Origin of the sequence: Streptomyces filamentosus, assembly GCF_014654895.1 — a bacterium.
GTDB classification, from domain to species: domain Bacteria; phylum Actinomycetota; class Actinomycetes; order Streptomycetales; family Streptomycetaceae; genus Streptomyces; species Streptomyces filamentosus.
Genome location: NZ_BNBE01000001.1, coordinates 743,891 through 764,888, shown reverse-complemented (window position 1 = coordinate 764,888; position 20,998 = coordinate 743,891). Strand labels below are relative to the sequence as shown.

The window sequence follows — 20,998 nt, the reverse complement described above, 5'->3', positions numbered from 1 at the left end:
AGTTCACCCGTCAGGTCACCGGCACGACCGGGGCGGTGACGCGGTCGACGGCGCCTCCCTGGAGGCGGTCCAAGGTGGCGGCGATCCCTTCGTGGGGCTCGCCGAGCGGCACCGCGCTGACCTCGGCCAGGCGGTTGTACTGCTCATCGGTCAGCTGGACGTCGAGGGCGCCGAGGTAACTGCCGAGCTGGGAGAGACTGCGCGGGCCGATGATCGGGACGAGCGTGGCAACGGAGCGGGCGGCGCGCTCGCGCACCCAGGCCACCGCCACCTGGGCGGGCGTCACGCCGGTCTCCTCGGCGATCGCCAGGACGGTGTCGACGACGGCGGTCTTCTGGCCGGTGCTCTCGGTGTGGATGACCATGCCCAGGTCGCTCAGGCGTCCCTCGGCGGAGCTGCGGTACTTGCCGGTGAGCAGTCCGCCGCCGAGCGGGGACCACAGGGCTGCGCCGAGCCCGAGGCCCTCGGCCATGGGCAGGAGCTCACGCTCGGCGGTGCGCTCGACGAGGCTGTACTCGTGCTGGATGCCCACGATCGGCGCCCAGTTCTTCAGGTCCGCGAGGGTTACCGCGCGCGAGACGCGCCAGGCGGGGAAGTTGGACAGCGCAGCGTGGTGGATCTTGCCGGCGCTCACCAGGTCGTCGAGCCCGCGCAGGAGTTCCTCCATCGGAGTGAGCTCGTCGGGGAAGTGCACCCACAACAGGTCGATGTAGTCGGTTCCCAGGCGCTTCAGGCTGGCCTCGACCGAGGCGACCATGTTCTTGCGGCTGTTGCCGGTCTTGGAGATGTCCGGCTGCGGGGCGGCGCCGGGGGTGAACTTCGTGGCCAGGACGAAGTGGTCGCGGTCGGCGGAGATCAGCTTTCCGGTCAGTTCCTCCGACTCGCCGAACTGATGGCCGTCCGCGCTGTCGAGAAAGGTGCCGCCGGCCTCGGCGAACCGGTCGAAGATCCGCCGGGCTTCGTCGGGCTCGGCGCCTGCGCCCCAGCCGGTGCCGAATTTCGCGGTGCCGAGCGCGTACTCGGAGACGCGCAGCCCGGTCCGGTGGCCGAAGGTCGTGTAGCGCATGGACGTCCTTGCATGAGGGGTTCTGAGGGTGGTCGCGCCGGGGGAAGGGGTGAGCGTCAGGTCGCGTTCGGCTGGAGTGCCGCGGACAGGCTCTGCTTGACGTACCGGCTGGTCTCGTCGGCGAGGATCTCGAACAGGCCGGTCTCGATGCCGTGCAGGGCCTGGGCCGCGACGTCGGCGGCGGCGACCTTCTGATCGGCGGGCACGCCGGCGGCCATGTCGGTGTCCATGTAGCCGACGTGCAGCGCAGAGACGGTGATCCCGCGCGGTGCCAGCTCCTCACGGGTCGCGTCGCTCAGCGCCCAAGCGGCGGCCTTGGACGCGGCGTAGGAGCCGAGTCCTGCCGGGTGGAACCAGGACAGGGCGGACAGGACGTTGAGCACGGCGCCGCCGCCGTTGCCCTCGATGACGGGGGCGAAGGCGCGGGTCGCGGCGAGCGGCCCGAAGAAGTTGGTCTCCATCTCCCGGCGCACCTCCGCCACGTCGCCTCCGATCAGCGTCGCGCCGGTCGAGATGCCCGCGTTGTTGATCAGCAGTGTCGCGTCGGACGCCACGCGCGCGGCCTCTCGTATCGACGCCTCGTCCGTGACGTCCAGCCGCAGCGGAATGACGCCCGACACGTCGACCGTCTCGGGGCGTCGGGCCGAGCCGTACACCTTCGCGCCCCGCTCGGCGAGCTGGGCGGCCAGGTGCCGCCCGAAGCCCCGGTTGGCGCCTGTGACGACCGCGACCGCGTTCTTCAGTTCCATGCTCGCTCCTCGTCGTGGCGGGTGCCGTCGGCCACCCGCGACAAATTAGATTATGAAGCCAATCTAAACATGGGCCTATGATAGATGCCAGTCGACATCCAAATGGGAGGTGGTCATGGGCCGCGTATCACAGGCGCAGGCGGAGGAAAATCGCAGGCGGGTGGTGGACACCGCATCCCGGCTGTTCCGGGAGAGGGGCACGCAGGTCAGCGTCGCCGATCTGATGAAGGCAGCCGGTCTGACCCACGGCGCCTTCTACAAGCAGTTCGCCTCCAAGGAGGCGCTCGTCGACGAGGCCACCGCCCACGCTTTCGCCGAGCTCGCCCAGCGCTACAGCGCCGGGCTCGAGTGGCGCGACGGGCAGCGCGCCGCGGCCCAGCAGGCGCTGATCGACGCATACCTCTCCGTCGAGCACCGCGACGACCCGGCGAACGGCTGCCCGGTCGCCGCGCTCGCCACCGACATCGCGCGCGAGGGCGGGGGACGCGAGGCCCGTCGCGTCTACGCCGAGGGGGTGGCCGACTTCGCCGATTTCCTGGCCGGTGACGACCAGGACGGCATCGTCCGCCTCTGCACCCTGTTCGGTGCGCTGGTCCTGTCCCGGGCCACCAAGGACTCCCCGCTCTCCGGGGAGATCCTCGCCGCCGCGCACGCGGCCTTGACTGAAGCGGGCTGATCACGGGCGCGGTGGCGTCGTGGCAGCCGTCCGGTCCCCGGGGAAGTGGCGAGCCGGTCGTCATGGCGCTCGTTTGACGCTCTGCGCACGTGGAGAGGGGAGGCAGAGAACCGACATGGCGCTCTGACCTGGTATTTCACGGCATCTGCTCAGGCCGACATCTTTCCGATGACGCACCATGTGGAGTGCGTGGCGATTCTGGAGCCGGCGAAGAAGGACGCCTGACCTGGAGTTTTGTGGGTGGGTGATAGGTGCCGTGTGGGCGTTACGGGCGATATCTCGACGGGGGATGGCACTCCTCCTGGTGAGGTATCAGGTCAGGGCTGGGGTGCCCCGGGGCGTCCCCTCTGTCCTGCTGACTGCGCAACGCATCTTCCCTTCCGCTGGGTGGCGCTGGGCGTCGTGCCGGCTTCCTGACGGCTGCGAGCCTCGTCCCGCGTATGTTCGGATGCCGCACGCACTCCTCTGTGAACCCTCGGGCGCCCGTACCTCCATGGCGTCCAGGTGCTGATGACCCAGGGCCGGATGCAGAGCAGGGGTCTCAGCTCTCGGCGGGGCGGTGGGCTGGTCCGCTTGCCGGGAATCGGATGGCCGTCGACGGGGTTGGTGGGGGACGAGCCGATCACCGGAGGGGTCATGCGAGCGATTCAGGTGCACGAAGTGGGCGGTCCCGAGGTGCTGCGGGAGGCCGAGGTGGAGCCGCCGCGGCCGGGTCCGGGCGAGGCGGTCGTGGAGGTCGCCGCGTCCGGGGTCAACTTCCTCGACGTCTACCACCGGGAGGGCCGGTACAGCGTCCCACTGCCGTTCATCCCGGGCTCCGAGGGTGCCGGCACGGTCGTCGAAGTGGGGCCCGGAGTTGCCGGCGTCGCGGTCGGGGACAGGGTCGGCTGGGTGGAGATTCCCGGCACGTATGCCGAGCGGGCCGTCGTGGACTCCTCCCGGCTGGTGCCGCTGCCCGACGACGTCGGCTTCGAGACGGCCGCCGCCGTGCTGCTCCAGGGCATGACCGCGCACTACCTGGTCAAGGACGCCTACCCGGTCCAGGAGGGCGACACGGTGCTCGTGCATGCCGCTGCCGGTGGCATGGGGTTGCTTCTGACCCAGCTCATCACCCATCTCGGGGGCAGGGTGATCGGCACGACGTCGACCACGGCGAAGACCGAGTCGGCGAAGCGCGCCGGGGCCGCCGAGGTGATCCTCTCCTCCGCCGTCGACGACCTCGCGGCCGAGGTGAGGCGGCTCAACGGCGGTCAGGGACTGCCGGTCGTCTTCGACGGCGTCGGCGCGCACACCTTCGACGCGAGCCTCGCCAGCCTGCGACCCCGAGGCCACCTCGTGCTCTTCGGTGCGGCAAGCGGTGCCGTGCCGCCGTTCGATCCGATCCGGCTCGCCCACGGGGGCTCGCTGACCCTGATCCGGCCCAGTCTCGGGGACTTCATCGCCGATCGGTCCGAACTGCTCCGACGGGCCGCCGACGTGTTCGAGTGGGTGCGCTCCAAGGCGCTTGAAGTCACCGTGACGGGCCGCTACGCCTTGTCCGAGGCCGCCCGGGCCCACAGCGATCTGGAGGCTCGGCGTACCACCGGCAAGCTGCTCCTCATGCCCGATGCGGCCGCTACGGGACGCCGCGAGGGGGCGCAGAGCTGATCGCGGGGGACGAGGTCGGGGACCGTGGAGACCGAGATGCCGAGGGCATGGCCGACCGTCATCGCTGAGATCCTCGACCTCGTCAAGCACTCGGCGGGCCAGAGCCGCGTTCGGGTGAGACGGAAAGACTGCTCTGAACCGCCCTTTCTCCCCTGGTCGGGTCGGCGACCTCTTTCCGGTGACGCAGGCGGGGCCTATGGGCAGAATGAGCAGGCTCAGGCCTATGGCCGGGGCTTCGGCCGGAACCTGGACGAGGCGAGGGGTGCCGTCAAGTGAGCGGGGCGGGGCGGGTGTCCGGGGCGGGGCGCGTGGGGTGGGCGGGCGTGCTGGTCCTGGTGGATCTGCTCGGCTGCCACCTGGGTTACGGCGCCCTGTTCATCCGGCCCGAGGGGGACTGGGACTCGGCCGCGATCGACGGGATCGCCGCGGCCGCCGTGTTCCTGTGCGTGCTCGGAGCGCTCGGTCTGCTCCTCTCGTGGGTGCCCGCGTGGCGGGGTGTCCTCGGCCGGTGGTGGCTGCTGCCGCCCGCGGTGTTCCTGGTGTTCGGCGTCGCGCGTCTGGTCCACGTTCAGTACGCCTATCCGGTCTCCTGACGGGTTTCTCGGGTGACTCCCTTGTGGGCAGAAGGGAGTTGGAGTGGGAGCGGAGTGTGCGGGGCCGCCGTCCCCGGAGGGGCGGGGTCGGTGGGGGCCCCGGTGTTGCTTAACCGGATCCGTTTCGGGCTAGACAACGTTGTCATGGGTGGGCAGAGTGGGTTCGTACGGGTCGGAAGGCTGTGGAGAGGTGAGGCGGATGGTGTTCGGGGCGTTGGACATCGGGGGGACGAAGATCGCCGGGGGGCTGGTGGACGCCGGGGGGCGGGTGGTGGCGCGGGTGCAGCGGCCCACCCCCGCGCGGGGGTCCGCCGAGGGGATGATGCGGGCGGTGGACGCCGTGGTGGGGGAGCTGGCCGGCCGGGCGGAGTGGGGGGCGCTGGAGGGGCTGGGGATCGGGAGTGCGGGGCCCGTGGACACCTTCGCGGGGACGGTGAGTCCGGTGAACATTCCGGCTTGGCGGGCTTTTCCGCTGGTGGAGCGGGTGCGGAGGCATCCGGCCGTGCCGGCGGGCGTCGAGCCGGTGCTCGTGGGGGACGCGGTCGCGATGGCGGCGGCGGAGCACTGGGCCGGTGCGGCGAGGGGGGTGGCGAACGCCCTGTGCATGGTGGTCTCGACCGGGGTCGGGGGCGGCCTCGTCCTGGGGGGCGCCCTCCACGCGGGGCGGACGGGGAACGCCGGTCACATCGGGCACATCACCGTGGACCAGAACGGGCCGGTGTGCCCGTGCGGGGCGCGGGGGTGCGTCGAGCGCTACGCCAGCGGCACGGCGATCGCGGCCCACGCGCTGGAGTCCGGCTGGCGGCCCCCGGCGGGCCGGCCCGCCACGGCCCGCGAGGTCGGGGAGGCGGCCCGGGCGGGGGACGCGCGGGCGCTCGCCGCGTTCGACCGGGCGGGGCGGGCCCTGGCCGCCGCCGTCGCCGCGACGGCCGCGCTCGTCGAGCTCGACCTGGTGGTCGTCGGCGGCGGGGTCTCCCAGGCGGGCGAGGCGCTGTTCGCGCCGCTGCGGCGCCATCTGGCCTCGTACGCCGTCCTCGACTTCACCCGCGGCCTCCGGGTCGTGCCCGCCGGGCTGGCCCTCGACGCCGGACTGATCGGCGCCGCCGCCGTCGGGGGCGCCGCCGCCGGGGTGGCGGTGCGGGGGCGGTCGGCCGCCTGACGTCCGGCGCCCGCTCGCCGCTGTCCCCCCTTCCTCATTCCGCCGTACGCACCCCAGGGAACGACCGAACGACCATGGACCTCCTTCACAACACCGTCCAGCCCTACGACTGGGGCTCCCGCACCCTCCTGCCGGAACTCATGGGCGTGCCGCCCACCGGGGCGCCCCAGGCCGAGCTCTGGATGGGCGCCCATCCGGCGGCGCCCTCCCGCGTGCTCAGGGACGGCGTCCCGGTGCCGCTGGACCGGGTCGTGGCCGGGGACCCGGAGGGCGAGCTCGGAGCGGGCGCCGTGCGCCGGTTCGGGCCCCGGCTGCCGTTCCTGCTCAAGCTGCTGGCCGCCGACGCGCCGCTCTCCGTCCAGGTGCACCCCGACCCGGCCCAGGCGCGGGCCGGCTTCGCCCGGGAGGACGCGCTGGGCGTGCCCCGGGACGCGGCCCACCGCACCTACCGCGACGACCAGCACAAGCCCGAGATGATCGTCGCCCTCACGCCCTTCCGGGGACTGTGCGGCTTCCGGAGCCCGGCGGACACCGCCGGACTGCTCGACTCCCTGCGCGTGCCCGCGCTGCGGCCGTACGCCGAGACCCTGCGGGCCGCTCCCGGGCACCAGGCGCTCGCCGAGGTGTTCCGGGCCTTCCTCCGGCCGCCGGCGGGCCTGCTCGGCGCCGTCGCCCGGGCCCTCGCGGACGCGGCGGCGGACTCGGGCGAGGCCCGCACCGCCGCCTACGACCGCATCGCCCGGGCGCATCCGGGCGACTCCGGGCTGCTGTCCGCGCTGATGCTCCGGTACGTCGAACTGGCCCCCGGCGAGGCGCTGTTCCTCGGCGCCGGGGTCCCGCACGCGTACCTCTCCGGGCTCGGCGTGGAGGTCATGGCGAACTCGGACAACGTCCTGAGGTGCGGGCTGACCTCCAAGCACGTCGACGCGGAGGAGCTGACCCGGGTCGTCCGCTTCGACGCGCCCCCGGCCCGTGTCCTGACCCCCCGCGAGGAGGAGGGCGAGGAGGTGTACCCGGCGCCCGTCGACGACTTCCGCCTGTCGCGGTACGTACTGCGCCCCGGCGGACCGCAGCCGCGCGTGACGCTGGACGCCCCGCAGATCCTCCTCTGCGTCGCCGGGAGCGTGACCGTCTCCTCCGCGGAGGAGCGCCTCCGCATCGGTCCCGGGCGGTCCGTGTACGTGCCCGCGGGCGCCGAGGCGGGGCTGGAGGGGAACGGTACGGCCTTCCGCGCCACGACGGGCACGGCGAAATCCCTCGGGTGAGGAGTGGCGAGGGGTGGTGGGGGAGGCGGTTCGCGAGAACGCCTTTGGACTGAACCGGTTATGTTCAGGGTTGTCGTGACCGGGCCCCGCGATTCCCGGCTTCGAGGCGGCGGCCCGAGGCGGACGGGGGAAATCGCCGTACCGCAAAGGCGAACTGCCCCCACCCATGACGAAGTTAAGTCCCCACCGCCCGGAATCGAGCCGCAGCGCCGTCCGGGCGGTGGGGGTCCGCCGTCCGGCTACGCGCGGGGCGGCGGGCCCGTCGAGCCGCGGGGGGTCAGGGACGGGGTGGGGACCTGGCGGGGGCCCTCGTGGGTGCCCTCGACGATGCCGAAGAGGGTGCGGGCGACCTCCTCCCCGAAGTGGTGCACGTCGTGGCTCATCGCGGACAGCGGCGGGTGGGTGAGCCGGCAGAGCTGCGAGTCGTCCCAGGCGAGGAGGGAGACGTCGTCGGGGACCGACAGGCCCATCTCGGAGGCGACCGCGGCCCCGGCGACGGCCATGATGTCGTTGTCGTACACGATCGCCGTCGGCCGCTCCGGGGACATCAGGAGGCTGCGGGTGGCCCGCGCCCCCTCCTCTCCCGCGAAGCCGGTCGCCATCTGCCGCCCCCCGTCCAGGCCCAGTTCGGCCATGGTCGCCGCGAAGGCGGCGGCGCGGATGCCGCTGTGGCCGAGCCCGGAGGGGCCGCCGACGCGGGCGATCCGCCGGTGTCCGAGGGCGGCCAGGTAGCGCACGGCCTCGGCCGCCGCGGAGGCGTCGTCCGTCCACACCGAGGGGAAGCCGCCGGTCAGCGAGGGGTGGCCGACGGCCACCACCGGCATGCCGAGGGTCCGCAGGGGCGGGATCCGGGGGTCGCCCCGGTGGAAGTCGACGAGGATCGCCCCGCCGACGGTCCTGCCGCGCCACCACTCCCGGTAGAGGGCGGTCTCCTCGTCCAGGTCGCGGACGAGCCGGAGGAGGAGGGAGCAGGAGCGTTCGGCGAGGACGTCCTCGATGCCCGAGATGAACTCCATGTAGAAGGGTTCGAGGCCGAGGAGCCGGGCCGGCCGGCAGATCGCCAGGCCGATGATGCCCGTCCGCCGGCCGGAGAGGTTCCGCGCGGTCTGGTTCGGGCTCCAGCCGAGCTGTCCGGCCGCCGCGAAGATGCGCTCCCGGGTCGCCGGGGACACCCCGGGGCGGTCGTTGAAGGCGAGGGACACCGCGCCCTTGGACACCCCGGCCAGCGCGGCCACGTCGTTGATCGTGACCCGCCGGCCGGGGCCGCCGGAGGCTGGGGCGGTCACACCGTTCCCACGGTGAACAGGGCCGCCCGTACGGCCTCCGGGTCGCCGCCCGTCCAGCCGCGCACCGCGATCCGGACCTCCTCGCCCGGCAGCAGGGTGACCAGTCCCCGGTCGGCGGTCGCCGTCGGGGCCAGCCGGTCCGCCTGGAGCAGGAGGTCCCGCAGCAGGGTCCGGGCCGTGACCGTCACGACCGCGCCGCCGTCCGCCGCCTCGACCCGCACGTCGTACGCGGGCGCGGGGTGGGCGAACTCCTTGTCGTACACCGGGAGGTGGACCGCCCGCAGGCCGTCCGCGTCGGCGACCAGGAACTCCTTGCCGCCGGCGGCGTCGGGGAGCAGCGACGCCGGGACGACCAGGCGCACGACCGTCCGGGCGGCGGCCTCCAGGTCGAGCGCGGCCTCCTTCAGCACGGTGCCGTCCGCGGTGAGGCGGCGCAGGGTGACGGTGGTGTGCCAGGTGGTGCCGGACTGGTTGTCGAGGGCGAGCACCGGGCCTCCCTCGGCGGGCACGAGGGAGAGGAGGCGGTCGGCGTAGACGCGGCGCAGTTCGTGGTGGAGCGGCTTGAGGCGTCCGTCGCCGTCGATCGCGGCCCAACTGCTGACGGGCCAGCAGTCGTTGAGCTGCCAGACGACGGTGCCCGCGCAGACCGGCCAGTGGGAGCGCCAGTGCTCGATGCCGGCGGCGACGGCGCGGGCCTGCACGACCTGGGCGAGGTAGTGCCAGCGGTCGAAGTCGCCCTCGGGGAGGCCGAAGTGGCGCTCGATGCCCCGGTCCAGCTTGCCGTTGCCGTCCTCGGCCTTCTGGTGGTGCAGCATGCCGGGGGAGTCCGGGGCGAGGTCCTCGCCGGGCAGCGCGCGCCGCAGGGTGCTGATCGCGGGCGGCGCCTGCCATCCGAACTCGGAGCAGAAGCGGGGGACTTCGGTCCGGTAGTCGGCGTAGTCACGGCGGTTCCACACCTCCCACGAGTGGTGGGTGCCGTGCCGGGGGTCGTTGGGGTGGTGGTCCCAGGATCCGGACCAGGGGCTGCCGGCCGCGTAGGGGCGGGTCGGGTCGAGTTCGGCGACGATCCGGGGCAGGACCCCGAGGTAGTAGCCCTCGCCCCAGGAGTCGCCGGCGAGCGGCTCCTCCCAGTCCCAGTCGCGGAAGCCCCACAGGTTCTCGTTGTTGCCGTTCCACAGGACGAGGCTGGGGTGCGGCATCAGGCGGACAACGTTGTCGCGGGCCTCCGCCTCCACCTCTCCGCGCAGCGGCTGCTCCTCGGGGTAGGCGGCGCAGGCGAAGAGGAAGTCCTGCCAGACCATCAGGCCCAGCTCGTCGCAGGCGTCGTAGAAGGCGTCGTCCTCGTAGATCCCGCCGCCCCAGATCCGTACCAGGTCGACGTTGGCGTCGGCTGCCTGGGCGAGCCGGGTGCGGTAGCGCTCGGGGGTGATCCGGGACGGCAGGACGTCGTCGGGGATCCAGTTGACCCCGCGCGCGAAGATCCGCACGCCGTTGACGACGAAGGTGAAGCCGGTGCCGTGGGCGTCGGGGGAGCGGTCGACCGTCACCGTGCGGAAGCCGATCCGCCGCGACCAGGCGTCGAGCGGGGTCCCGGCTCCGTCCAGGAGCTCCACGTCGAGCCCGTACAGCGGCTGGGAACCGTACCCGCGCGGCCACCACAGCTCCGGCTCGGGCACCTCCAGGCGCAGCACGGTCTCCGCGCCCTCGAAGGAGGTCTCGGCGACGACGCCGGCGACCGTGGCGCGCAGGGTGAGCGGGCGGCCGGCGCCGCTGTCGGTGCGGGCGGTCCTGACCCGCAGTTCGACGTGGCCGGTGGCGCCGTCGACGGTGACCAGCGGACGGACCTCGGCGAGCCGCGCGGTCGACCAGTGCTCGATCCGCACCGGGCGCCACATGCCGGCGGTCACCACGGTCGGGCCCCAGTCCCAGCCGAAGGAGCAGGCCATCTTCCGTACGTACTGGAAGGGTTCGGGGTAGACGTTGGGCCGGTCGCCGGTCAGTGCGCGGACCCGTTCGGCCTCGTCGTACGCCGAGCCGAAGCGCACCTCCAGCGGCCCCGACCGGCCCGTGACGTCGAAGCGGTGGACGCGGTGCATGTTCCGGGCCGAGCCGAGGGGCGCGCCGTCGAGGAGGACCTCGGCGACGGTGTCCAGGCCCTCGAAGACCAGCTCGGAGCGCTCGTGCCCGCTGTCGTGGGCCAGCTCCGTCCCGTACGACCACGCCCGGCGTCCGACCCAGGCGATCTCCGTCTCGTTCCGCCCCAGGAACGGGTCCGGTATCACCCCGGCGGCGAGCAGGTCGGTGTGGACACAACCGGGCACCTGCGCCGGGAGCGAGGCGCCCTCGTGGCGCAGGCTCCACCCCTCGTGCAGCTGGGTGACGTCCTTCATGGTGTGCGGCTCCAATCGCCTGGCGGTGGGCGGGATGTGGGTACGGGCCGACAAGTTAGCCGGAGATTTACTTAACTGTCCATGAACCGGTGAAGTGAACACCGAGTGAGGGGCGGAACGGCAGGGAAACCGCTTCATCAGCGGCTTGGCGGGTGGTCGTCCGGTAACGATTGGGCATCACGCTGGAAATCAGAGCTTTACCGGTTCACGACTGGCTGACATAGTGCCGTCATCCCACCGATGACCTGAGCCGTGACTTTGAAGGAGTTGGGCCATGGGGAACAAGAAGACGACCGCGTTCTCGGGTGCCGTGCTGGCCGCCGCGATGCTCGCGCTGACGGCGTGCGGCGGAGGCGGCGGTGCCACCGGGGAGGTGGCGGCGCCCCCGGCGGACCCGAAGGAGGTCTCCGGCGAGATCAAGGTCCTGACCCAGCGGACCGACCTGATCCAGAACGGGACGCTCCGGCGGTACGCGGCCGAGTTCAACAAGGTCTACCCGAAGGTGAGGGTCGACTTCGACGGCATCACCGACTACGAGGGGGAGGTGAAGATCCGCATGAACACCAACGGGTACGGTGACGTGCTCTTCATCCCCGGCGCGGTCGCCAAGAACGACTACCCCAAGTTCTTCGCCCCCCTCGGCACCACCGCCGAGCTGTCGAAGTACCGCTTCGCCGACAAGACCGAGGTGGACGGCAAGGTCTACGGCATCGCCCAGTTCGGCACCGCCAACGGCTTCGTCTACAACAAGAAGCTCTGGGAGCGGGCCGGCGTCACCACCTGGCCGAAGACGCCGGACGAGTTCCTGGCCGGCCTGGAGGCGGTCAAGGAGAAGACCGGCGCCACCCCCTACTACACCAACTTCAAGGACGGCTGGCCGCTGGTCCAGTGGACGAGCAACCTCGGCGTCGTCGGCTGCGACGCCCGGGCGAGCGACGCCCTCGCCGGGCCGGTCTCGCCGTGGAAGGCCGGGAGCGAACTGCGCACCGCCGACGGGCTCCTGTACGACATCGTGAAGCGGGGACTGTCGGAGAAGGACCCGACGACCACCAACTGGGAGACCTCCAAGGCGCTCCTCGGCGAGGGGAAGATCGCCACGATGATGCTCGGCTCCTGGGCGGTCACGCAGATGCAGGACGCGGCGAAGCGGGCCGGGGGCGAGGCATCCGACATCGGCTTCATGCCCTTCCCGGTCCAGAAGGACGGCAGGCACTGCGCCGCCCTGGTCTCCGACTACCAGCAGGCCGTGAGCATCCACTCGCGCAACAAGCCGGCGGCTCGGGCCTGGATCGACTGGTTCACCGAGAAGTCGGGCTTCGCCGAGAAGGAGGGCGTGGTCTCGGCGGTGAAGTCCGCGCCGATGCCCGCGACCCTGAAGGAGTTCGTTGACAACGATGTCAGCTTCTTCGACCGCTCCGAGGCGAAGACCGCGGCCGTCAACGACATCGACGAGGCGGCCGAGATCGGCCTCAACAAGCAGGACTACCGCCAGAAGCTGATCGACCTGGCCCGGGGCGCCGCGAAGGGCAGCCCGGAGGACTTCTTCGCCGACCTGGACAAGAGGTGGGACGAGGCGGCGAAGACCGCCGGTAGCTGATACCGGCGGAGCGGGCCCCGGCCGCACGACACCGGCCGGGGCCCCTGGACCTTCCGCAGTCGCGGACACGAAAGGCCGACATGAACCAGACCACCGACACCGCACCCGGGGGCGCCGCCGTGACAGGGCGATCCGGCACGGACACAGCCGAGGCCGGCGCGGCGGGCCGCCGACGGGGCCGGGCGGGCCGCCGGAGCCCCGCCGCGGGCCGCACGAGATCCTGGCGCGACGCGCCGCTCCGGCGGATCACGCCCTGGCTCTTCCTGGCGGCTCCGCTCGCCCTGCTGATCACGTTCACCTACGTCCCCGTCGCGAGCATGATCTCGTACGGCTTCACCGACTGGGACGGGGTGAGCCCGGACCGGGAGAACGTCGGCTTCGACAACTACGTCCGGATCTTCACCCGCCCCGAGCTCTTCCGCGTCTTCCTCGTCAGCGGCTACTACCTCGCGGCGTCCGTGGTGCAGATCGCCGTCGCGCTGTACTTCGCGGTGATCCTCAGCTTCGACCTGCGCTTCCGGAACCTCTTCAAGGGGATCCTCTTCTTCCCCTACCTCATCAACGGCGTCGCCATCGGCTTCGTCTTCCTGTACTTCTTCCAGGACGGCGGCACCCTCGACTCGGTCCTGACCTGGCTCGGCGTGACCACCGACCACGCCTGGCTCGGCGACCCGGCCTCCGCGAACGCCTCCCTCGCGGGCGTCTCGGTGTGGCGCTTCACCGGACTGAACTTCGTCCTCTTCCTCGGCGCCGTCCAGTCCATTCCCGGCGAGCTCTACGAGGCGGCGGAGCTGGACGGGGCCGGCAAGTGGAAGCAGTTCCGCCACATCATCGCCCCGAGCATCAAGCCCGTGATCAGCCTGAGCGCGATCCTCGCGATCTCCGGCTCGCTCTCGGTCTTCGAGATCCCCTACATCATGACCGGCGGCGCCACCGGCACCCAGACCTTCGTCATCCAGACGGTCAAGCTCGCCTTCCAGTTCAACAAGACCGGCCTGGCCTCGGCCGCGGCCGTGGTGCTGCTCCTGATCATCCTGCTGGTCACCTGGATCCAGCGCCGGCTCGTGCCCGACGACAAGGTGGACCTCGTATGACCTCCCCCGACCTGACCGCCGCCGTGAAGGGGCCCCGAAGGCCCCGCCGCCGGCTTCCCGTGGGCGGCGCGCTGACCTACCTGTCGCTCCTGGTGGCGTCCGCGGTCGTCCTGATCCCGCTGGCCGTCGTCTTCCTGACCTCGCTCAAGACCTCCGAGGAGGCGGCGGACGGCAGCGCGCTCTCCCTGCCCGGGAACTGGTTCAACCTCGACAACTACGTCACCGCCTTCCACGACGGCAAGATGCTGACGGCGTTCGGGAACACCGCCTTCATCCTCGTCTTCTCGATCGGCGGCACGGTGGTCATCGGCTCGATGACCGCCTACGCGGTGGACCGCTTCGACTTCCGGGGCAAGAAGCCCGTCATGGCCGGCTTCCTGATCGCCACCCTGGTGCCCGGCGTCACCACCCAGGTCGCCACCTTCCAGGTGATCAACGGCATGGGCCTGGTCGACACCCGCTGGGCGCCGATCCTGCTCTACATGGGCACCGACATCGTCTCGGTCTACATCTTCCTGCAGTTCATCCGGGGCATCCCCGTCTCGCTCGACGAGGCCGCCCGGCTCGACGGCGCCAACGCCTTCACGATCTACCGGAAGATCATCTTCCCGCTGCTCAAGCCCGCGATCGCGACCGTCGTCATCATCAAGGGCATCACGACCTACAACGACTTCTACATCCCCTTCCTCTACCTGCACTCCGAGGACCTGGGGACGGTCTCCACCGCCCTCTTCCGCTTCAAGGGCCCCTTCGGGGCGCACTGGGAGGCCATCTCCGCCGGCGCGATCCTCGTCATCATCCCGACGCTGATCGTCTTCCTGCTCCTCCAGCGGTGGATCTACAACGGCTTCGCCCAGGGGGCCACCAAGTAGGGGAGGCGGTACGAGGCGGAGCCGGGCCGGGCGCGATCAGCGCGGGCCCGGCTCCGGCGGTGGGGGAGCGGTGCTGCCGCGGGGCACGAAGTGCGCGTAGCCGTCGCGCACGCTGGCGACGTCCTCGCCGCGGATCAGGGAGAGCAGCGCGGTCGCGGAGCGGGCGCCGTACGCCGGGATGTCGCGGGTGACGGCCGACAGCGTCGGGCGCACCACCTGCGTCAGCGGCGACTCGTCCCAGGCGACGACCGACAGGTCCGCCGGGATCGACAGGCCCAGCTCCTGCGCCACCGACAGCGCGGCCACCGCCATGATGTCGTTGTCGAAGACGAGCGCCGTCGGCCGGACGGGCGCGATCAGCAGGGCCCGCGCGGCCCGGGCGCCCTCGTCCCCGGTGTAGTCGGTGTGCACGACCGTCGCCGCGGGGATCCCGGCCTCCCGGCACGCCTCGGCGAGGGCGGCGTCGCGGACCGCCGTGTGCGCGAGCTCGGCGGGGCCGGCGATCCGGGCGATCCGCCGGTGCCCCAGCGCCGCCAGGTAGCGGACGATCTCGTGGACGCTCTCGCCGTCGTCGGACCAGACGGCCGGCAGTCCGCCCGCCACCTCCGGCGGGCCGATCGCCACGGCGGGCATGGCGATGTCCCGTACGGCCCCGACCCGGGCGTCCTCGGTCTGGAGGTCCATGAGGAAGACGCCGTCGACCCGCCGCTCGCCCCACCAGCGCCGGCACACCTCGATCTCCTGCGCCTGGTCCGCCACCATCTGGAGCATCAGCGCGTACGCGTGCTCGGCGAGCACCGCCTCCACGCCGCTGATGAACTCCATGAAGAAGGGCTCGACCCCGAGGGTCCGCGCCGGGCGCCGCACGATCAGCCCGACCGCCTGCGCCCGGCCGCCGGTCAGGGCGCGGGCGGCGCTGTTCGGGCGCCAGCCCAGCTCCTGGGCGATGCTCTTGATCGAGGCGCGGGTGGCCTCCGAGACGCCGGGCTGGTCGTTGAGCGCGTACGAGACGGCCACCTTGGACACACCCGCCCGACGTGCGATGTCCGCCATCGTCGGCCGTTTCACTGCCACCCCAGCTCCATCCTGAACCTCGACCCCCCGACCCTACCGCCAGGGCGCGCCCCCGGCGGCGGGTCGCCGGGGGCGGGACGCGGGGCGCCCTCCCGCCGCGGGGGACGGGAGGGCACCCGGGGGCTCAGTGGTCGGCGGCGCTGCCGCGCACGACGCAGGAGCGGCCCGCCTCCCAGCCCCAGCCGTCGCCGTCGGGGTCGGAGGAGCCGCCGTTCAGGCAGTAGGGGTAGCCGTTGGGGGCGGTGCCTCCGGTGGTGCCGCCGGTGTCGGCGGCGCTGCCCCGGACCACGCAGGAGCGGCCCGCCTCCCAGCCCCAGCCGTCGCCGTCGGGGTCGGAGGAGCCGCCGTTCAGGCAGTACGGGTAGCCGTTGGGGGCGGTGCCGCCGGTCTCGCCCCCGCCGCCTCCGTAGACCGTGGCGCGCTTCGAGGTGGCGACGATGCCGTCGGCGCCGTTGAAGAGGCGGTCGCCCCAGGCGGTCAGGGCGTTCGGGTCGAAGCCGGTGACCAGGTCGAGGTACTCGACGCCGCCGCCGTTGCCGCTCCAGGACCAGCCGAGGTAACCGACGCGCAACGAGCGGGCGGTGGCCATGATGGCGTTCTCGTCGGGGTTCCCGTCGCTGTGGTTGTCGCCGAACTCGCCGACCACGATGGGCAGTCCGTTGCTCACGAAGTGGTTCAGGTAGCCCTGGACCTCGGCGGCCGTGTCGTACACGCCGTACATGTGGATCGAGAAGATCGTGTTGCGGCGCGGGTCGGAGGCGAACACCGAGGCGGCGTTGTCGCGCATGGTGTGCGACCAGTCCTGACCCCAGTTGGGGGCGTCGACCATGAGCGCGTTCTCGATGCCGGCGTTCCGGAGCTTCACGACGGCGTTCTTCGTCGCGCCGGTCCAGGCGGTGTAGCCGTTGTTCCCGAAGGGCTCGTTGCCGATGTTGACGAGGACGTGGTCCTCCTGGCCGCGGAGGGCGCTCCTGACGCCGATCCAGTAGTCGGCGGCCCGGTCGAGGGTGGTGGCGGCGGCGTCCTCGCCGTATCCGGTGGTGTCGTGCACCTCCAGGACGCAGATGACCTCGTTCGCCTTGCAGTCGTCGATGACCGACGCCACCTCGGAGGCGGTCGTCCCCGTCCAGCGGTCGCCGCTGGAGAGGACGACGCGGACGGTGTTGGCGCCCTTGGCGGCGATGTCGGCGAGGGCGCCGGTCTCGCCGGGGTACCAGGCGTGCGCGTGGTTCACCCCGCGCATCACGAACTCGCTGCCGTTCGCCTCGTACAGGCGGCCGTCGCGGACGTGGAGGCCGCCGGTGGTGGTTCCGGTGGTGGCCAAGGCGGCTCCGGTGGTGGTTCCGGTGGTGGCCGGGGCGGCTCCGGTGGTGGCCTGGGCGGTGCCGCCGGTGCCGAAGACGGGCAGCAGCAGTCCGGCGACGGCGGCGAGGGCGCTGCCGGTGGCCGTGAGCCACGTCCTGCGCGCTGAGTCGGTCATGCCTCTCCTCGGGGAGGTAGGGGAAGGGGCCCGTCCGCGGGACGCTCCGACGGGTGGACAACGTTGTCAGAGCGTCGATCGAGCCGTCGTCCAAGGCGTCGGCCGGTGCGTCCGGGGGTGTTCCCCATGAGGCATCCGTGGCCGGATCCATGTCAAGCGCGAAGTGCGTTTTGTGTGCGGTGGTGCGGGATGGCGAGGTCGGTTCAGTGAACCCCCACTGAACGCGCGGTCGTCCGGAGGGCGTTGCGGGCGGGCGCGGCCCGCTCGTCCACTGAACCGTGCCGACCGGACCGTTCGCGGCCTCCGGCCCGTCCGGGAGTCTCCGCCCGGCCACCGGGCGCGAGGGCCGTGGCGCAAACGAGACAGCATTCCGCACGGGTCTGCACGATCTTGAGTGAAATTTTTCCCGCGCGGCTAAGATCGGCCGAAACCGAATGGGTCGCCCGTGTATGTGGCGCCGTGGGGGGACGATGGTCAGAATCCTGATTGCCGAGGACATGCTGATGCTGCGCAGAGCCTTGGTGGCCCTGCTGGAGCTGGAGGCGGACCTGGAGGTGGTGGCCGAAGTGGCCACCGGGGACCAAGTGGTGCCCGTGGCACTGGAGGTGCGGCCCGACGTCGCGGTGCTCGACATCGACCTGCCGGGGATGGACGGCATCAGGGCCGCCGCCCTGCTGCACGAGCGGCTTCCCGAGTGCCGGACCGTGATCCTGACGAGTCTGGGGCGGCCCGGCAATCTCATGAGGGCCCTCCAGGCCCACGCGTCGGGGTTCCTGCTCAAGGACGCCGACCCCGACCAACTGGCGGCGGCCATCCGGGCCGTGCGGGCCGGGCAGCAGGTCATCGACCCCCAGCTGGCCGTCGCCACCCTTCAGGCGGGCGACAACCCGCTGAGCGCCCGCGAGACCGAGGTGCTGCGGCTGGCCTCGGAGGGCGAGGAGGTGCCGGAGATCGCGCGCCGGCTCTTCCTGTCGGCCGGGACCGTGCGGAACTACCTGACCACCAGCGTCACCAAGCTCAACGCCCGCAACCGCATGGACGCGGTCCGCATCGCCCGGGACCTCGGCTGGCTCTGAGCCGCCGGGTCAGGCCCCGGGGAGGACGGCGGCGTCGGGCGCGGAGGCCGGGGGCGGGCAGTCGCCGGGCGGCAGCGGGACCTCCGCGGCGAGCTGGTACCAGCCGTCCTCCCGTACGCCCGCGGTGAGCCGGCCGTCCAGTGCCTCCACCCGCGTGATCAGGTTCATCAGGCCGCTGCCGCCGCCCCGGCGGTCGACGGCGTGGAGGGTGGAACGCTCCGCCCCCACGCCGTCGTTGGCGACGGAGATCCGCACGTGCGTGCCGGTCCCGGTCGCCTCGATCACGCAGTGCTGGGCCTTGCTGTGCTGGAGCACGTTGGTGATGCCCTCGCGGAGCACCGTCGCCAGGACCGTGTCGACCTGCCCCGCGGACAGCTCGACGTCGACGCGTATCTCGGTCCGGATGCCGATGGTCTCCAGGAGGGACTCGGCGGAGCCGATCTCGCGGCGCAGGCTCATGTGCAGATAGCTGCTGGCCACGGCCCTCACGTCGGCCAGCGCCTGACGGGCCGTCTGGAGGATCTCGGTGATCTCGGTCTCGGCCCGCTCGGGGTCCAGCCGGACCAGCCGGGAGGTCAGCTCGCACTTCAGGGTGATGGTCGAGAGGCTGTAGCCGAGCAGGTCGTGCAGGTCGCGGGCGAAGCGCAAACGTTCCTGCGTGATGGCCAGGTGGGCCAGTTCCTCCCGCGCGGTCTGCACCTCGCGGATCAGGTCGGCGAGCCGGCTCAGACCGTAGACGACGAGACCGGTCAGGACCGTGGAGACGCAGTTGTACGCCAGCTCCCCCATCCCGTAGCCGACCGCGAACTGGACCAGGCCGGTGGTCACCAGGACGGTGCCGAAAGCGAGCCAGCCCAGCGCCGTGCGCAGCACGAGCAGCGAGGAGGCGGCGAGGAAGCCGGGCATGCCCAGCCACGCGGCGCCGTAGACGGTGAACGGGGCGTAGGTCAGCAGGGTCTGCGCGGCGAGCGTCCAGTGGTGGTGCCGGGTCACGGCGTTCGGCACGAACGACGGGAAGGAATGGCACAGTTGCAGCCCGAGGAGGAGCAGCAGCAGGACGAAGCAGAACGCCAGGCTCAGGGGGGTGTACCCGGCCTGGAGCACGTACGTGACGGCGACCGCGAAGAAGCCGCAGATGACCACGGTCGTGATGGCGACGGCGACCCGGGGTGCCATGTCGGCGCGGGGAGCCAGCCCTTCTTCGAGTGGAGTGTCACGGGAGGACGTCGTGGTGCGACGCATGGGGGGCTCCTCACCTGAAGTTGCTCGGTAGGCGCAGCATATGTACTACCGGGCCCCAGGTGGCCGGAAGCGGGCGGTCTTCAGCCGTCCGTCACTCGGCGGTATGGGCGAGGGCGCGCCGGAGTTGCTCGGAACAGCGGACGTGCCAGTCGTGCCCCCGCACCTCCACGGCTGCCGACAGGGGCCCGTCGGCGCCCGGTTCGGCCGGCAGCGTGCCCAGCACGAACTCGCCCACGGCCGACTCCGTGCGCCAGTCCAGGCCGAGCGCGTGCGCGGACAGGTCGCTGTCGCCGATCGCCAGGGCGCACGGCCCGATCCCCATCGCCGTGCACACCAGGTACAGCGTCTGCTGGAGCACCCCCACGTCCTTCAGCAGCCCGCTGTACGCCAGCCCGCTGTACTTCAGGGTCATCCGGCGGAACCGCGCCGTCATGGTGACCAGCACGTGCGGCTCGGCCGTCAGCCCGGCCGTCGTGCGCGCCTCGGCGAGCAGCTCGTCCACGCTGTCCGGCTCCATGTCCATGAGGACCAGGGCGTGTTCGGACGGGTCGTAGTGGTACGTGCCCCGGGGCAGCCCCGCGCACTTGCTCACCGTGAGGTACAGCTCCAGGGCGTACGCCCCGCCCACGCTCGGGTACGGCCGGCTGGTGAGCGACGGCCCGCCGTCCTCGGCCCGCGGCTCCCCCATCGACCGCACCCGCGCCGACCGGTACAGCAGCTCGCCCAACTGGAAGAGGTCCAGCGGGTGTTCGCCGTAGTCGCGCACCGAGCGGCGCGCTTCGAGGGCGACCGTGAAGGGAGGGTCGCGGTCGAGGACCCGGTCCAGCTCGGGGACGGGCAGCGGCACCCGGACCGGGCCGGGATGCGCCCGGGCGACCACCGGCTCCGCCCCCGGCGCGTCCGCGAGGCCGCCGGTGGCGCCCACCGGACCGTCGTGACGGCCCTGCCGGCTGCGGGCGTGCATCATCAGGTCGTGCGGCGACCACGGGACCAGCGCCGGGTCCTCGTCCTCGGCGAAGGAGTAACGGCCGGGCCCGTCCGCCTCCGCGGGCACGCCCCGGACGACCATCCCCGACGCCTCCAGGTAGGACATCGCCTGCCGCACGTCGTCCACCGGCATGCGCAGCCGGCCCGCCGCCTCCCGCGGGGTGGAGGGGCGGGCGAAGCAGCTCACCAGCCAGGCCGAGCGGGGCTGGTGCAGGACGACGCGCAGCCCGGAGAGCGGCGACTCCGCGCACAGCCCGTCCTCGTGGGTGCGCAGCGCGGCGAAGCGGGAGAGCCGCAGCACCGCGTCGGCGGGCGTGACGGACGGCCGGAAGCGGGCATACCGGGAGATCGGCACCACCGACAGCACCAGCTTGCCGTCCTTCGCCGCCAGCGAGCGCACGAGGACGTTCTCCATCGACCGCAGCAGCGGCGTCAGCGCGTCGCGCTCCGGGCTCTCCGGGCCGTCCGGCGCGCTGATGCCGGCCACCACGTTGTCCAGCGACACCGGACCGTACGACAGGCGCTCCAGGGCGAGCAGGACCACCGGTGCCGTGATCGGCAGCCGCGTCTCGCCCCAGCGGGTCGACAGGAGCGCCTCCTCCTCGGGGAAGCCCCCCGCCCGCGGGGCCCCGACGGTCTCGTCGGGGAGTTCCAGCAGGGTGTCCTGGCGCAGTGACCACAGGTCGATCAGCCCGGAGTCCGGAGGGACGGGGCGCGGCGGAGTCGTGGGCACGGCGCGGGACCT

The 20,998-nt window shown here is 72.3% G+C and carries 17 protein-coding genes; 9 read left to right on the top strand and 8 right to left on the bottom strand.

The features are described from left to right. Positions 1-10: 10 nt before the first annotated feature. Both IE326_RS03330 and IE326_RS03325 read right to left on the bottom strand, forming a co-directional pair. Complete coding sequence (locus IE326_RS03330; protein ID WP_190040774.1) at positions 11-1,066, bottom strand: aldo/keto reductase; 1,056 nt, start codon at positions 1,064-1,066, stop codon at positions 11-13. 56 nt (positions 1,067-1,122) lie between these two features. After that, positions 1,123-1,815, bottom strand: coding sequence for an SDR family oxidoreductase (locus tag IE326_RS03325; RefSeq protein WP_190040773.1), 693 nt, complete (start codon positions 1,813-1,815; stop codon positions 1,123-1,125). A gap of 115 nt (positions 1,816-1,930) precedes the next feature. Between IE326_RS03325 and IE326_RS03320 the strand changes: the two genes are divergently transcribed. From IE326_RS03320 to manA, 5 genes are all read left to right on the top strand, one after another. Beyond that, the gene (locus IE326_RS03320; RefSeq protein ID WP_190040772.1) at positions 1,931-2,491 is read left to right on the top strand and encodes a TetR/AcrR family transcriptional regulator; all 561 of its coding nucleotides are present in this window, start codon (positions 1,931-1,933) and stop codon (positions 2,489-2,491) included. Between the two features lie 636 nt (positions 2,492-3,127). Then, complete coding sequence (locus IE326_RS03315) at positions 3,128-4,138, top strand: quinone oxidoreductase family protein (RefSeq protein WP_190040771.1); 1,011 nt, start codon at positions 3,128-3,130, stop codon at positions 4,136-4,138. Between the two features lie 323 nt (positions 4,139-4,461). Beyond that, entirely contained in the window at positions 4,462-4,731 is a 270-nt protein-coding gene (locus IE326_RS03310) for a hypothetical protein (protein WP_150236024.1), read from the top strand. A 199-nt stretch (positions 4,732-4,930) separates the two neighbouring features. Continuing rightward, positions 4,931-5,890, top strand: a complete 960-nt coding sequence (locus tag IE326_RS03305; protein ID WP_190040770.1) for an ROK family protein — start codon at positions 4,931-4,933, stop codon at positions 5,888-5,890. Positions 5,891-5,964: 74 nt separating this feature from the next. Next, a complete protein-coding gene (manA, locus tag IE326_RS03300; RefSeq protein WP_190040769.1) occupies positions 5,965-7,155 on the top strand; it encodes a mannose-6-phosphate isomerase, class I in 1,191 nt (396 codons plus the stop codon). 239 nt (positions 7,156-7,394) lie between these two features. Here the strand turns inward: manA and IE326_RS03295 are convergent, their stop codons facing one another. Continuing rightward, positions 7,395-8,441: a LacI family DNA-binding transcriptional regulator gene (locus IE326_RS03295; protein ID WP_150236021.1), complete on the bottom strand. Its 1,047-nt coding sequence runs from the start codon at positions 8,439-8,441 to the stop codon at positions 7,395-7,397. Continuing rightward, positions 8,438-10,831 (bottom strand): glycoside hydrolase family 2 protein, encoded by a 2,394-nt coding sequence (locus IE326_RS03290; RefSeq protein WP_190040768.1) that lies wholly within the window; start codon positions 10,829-10,831, stop codon positions 8,438-8,440. Before IE326_RS03290 ends, IE326_RS03295 begins: the two co-directional genes overlap by 4 nt. A gap of 274 nt (positions 10,832-11,105) precedes the next feature. Between IE326_RS03290 and IE326_RS03285 the strand changes: the two genes are divergently transcribed. The 3 genes from IE326_RS03285 (at position 11,106) to IE326_RS03275 (ending at position 14,394) form a co-directional block, all read left to right on the top strand. Next, positions 11,106-12,428 (top strand): ABC transporter substrate-binding protein, encoded by a 1,323-nt coding sequence (locus IE326_RS03285; RefSeq protein WP_190040767.1) that lies wholly within the window; start codon positions 11,106-11,108, stop codon positions 12,426-12,428. 80 nt (positions 12,429-12,508) lie between these two features. Beyond that, positions 12,509-13,522 (top strand): carbohydrate ABC transporter permease, encoded by a 1,014-nt coding sequence (locus IE326_RS03280; protein ID WP_229915190.1) that lies wholly within the window; start codon positions 12,509-12,511, stop codon positions 13,520-13,522. Continuing rightward, entirely contained in the window at positions 13,519-14,394 is an 876-nt protein-coding gene (locus tag IE326_RS03275) for a carbohydrate ABC transporter permease (protein WP_229915189.1), read from the top strand. Before IE326_RS03280 ends, IE326_RS03275 begins: the two co-directional genes overlap by 4 nt. 36 nt (positions 14,395-14,430) lie before the next feature. Here IE326_RS03275 and IE326_RS03270 read toward each other — a convergent pair whose 3' ends face one another. After that, positions 14,431-15,462 carry a LacI family DNA-binding transcriptional regulator gene (locus tag IE326_RS03270; RefSeq protein ID WP_190042137.1) on the bottom strand — a complete coding sequence of 344 codons (1,032 nt, stop codon included), beginning with the start codon at positions 15,460-15,462 and terminating at the stop codon, positions 14,431-14,433. A gap of 130 nt (positions 15,463-15,592) precedes the next feature. Beyond that, positions 15,593-16,948: a cellulase family glycosylhydrolase gene (locus tag IE326_RS03265; RefSeq protein WP_190040766.1), complete on the bottom strand. Its 1,356-nt coding sequence runs from the start codon at positions 16,946-16,948 to the stop codon at positions 15,593-15,595. A gap of 470 nt (positions 16,949-17,418) precedes the next feature. On the opposite strand from IE326_RS03265, the gene IE326_RS03260 reads away from it, so the two are divergent. After that, complete coding sequence (locus IE326_RS03260; protein ID WP_150236016.1) at positions 17,419-18,024, top strand: response regulator transcription factor; 606 nt, start codon at positions 17,419-17,421, stop codon at positions 18,022-18,024. A 9-nt stretch (positions 18,025-18,033) separates the two neighbouring features. On the opposite strand, the gene IE326_RS03255 is transcribed toward IE326_RS03260, so the two are convergent. After that, positions 18,034-19,266: a sensor histidine kinase gene (locus tag IE326_RS03255; protein WP_190040765.1), complete on the bottom strand. Its 1,233-nt coding sequence runs from the start codon at positions 19,264-19,266 to the stop codon at positions 18,034-18,036. 91 nt (positions 19,267-19,357) lie between these two features. Next, positions 19,358-20,986, bottom strand: a complete 1,629-nt coding sequence (locus IE326_RS03250) for a SagB/ThcOx family dehydrogenase (RefSeq protein WP_150236014.1) — start codon at positions 20,984-20,986, stop codon at positions 19,358-19,360. Between the last annotated feature and the right edge of the window lie 12 nt (positions 20,987-20,998).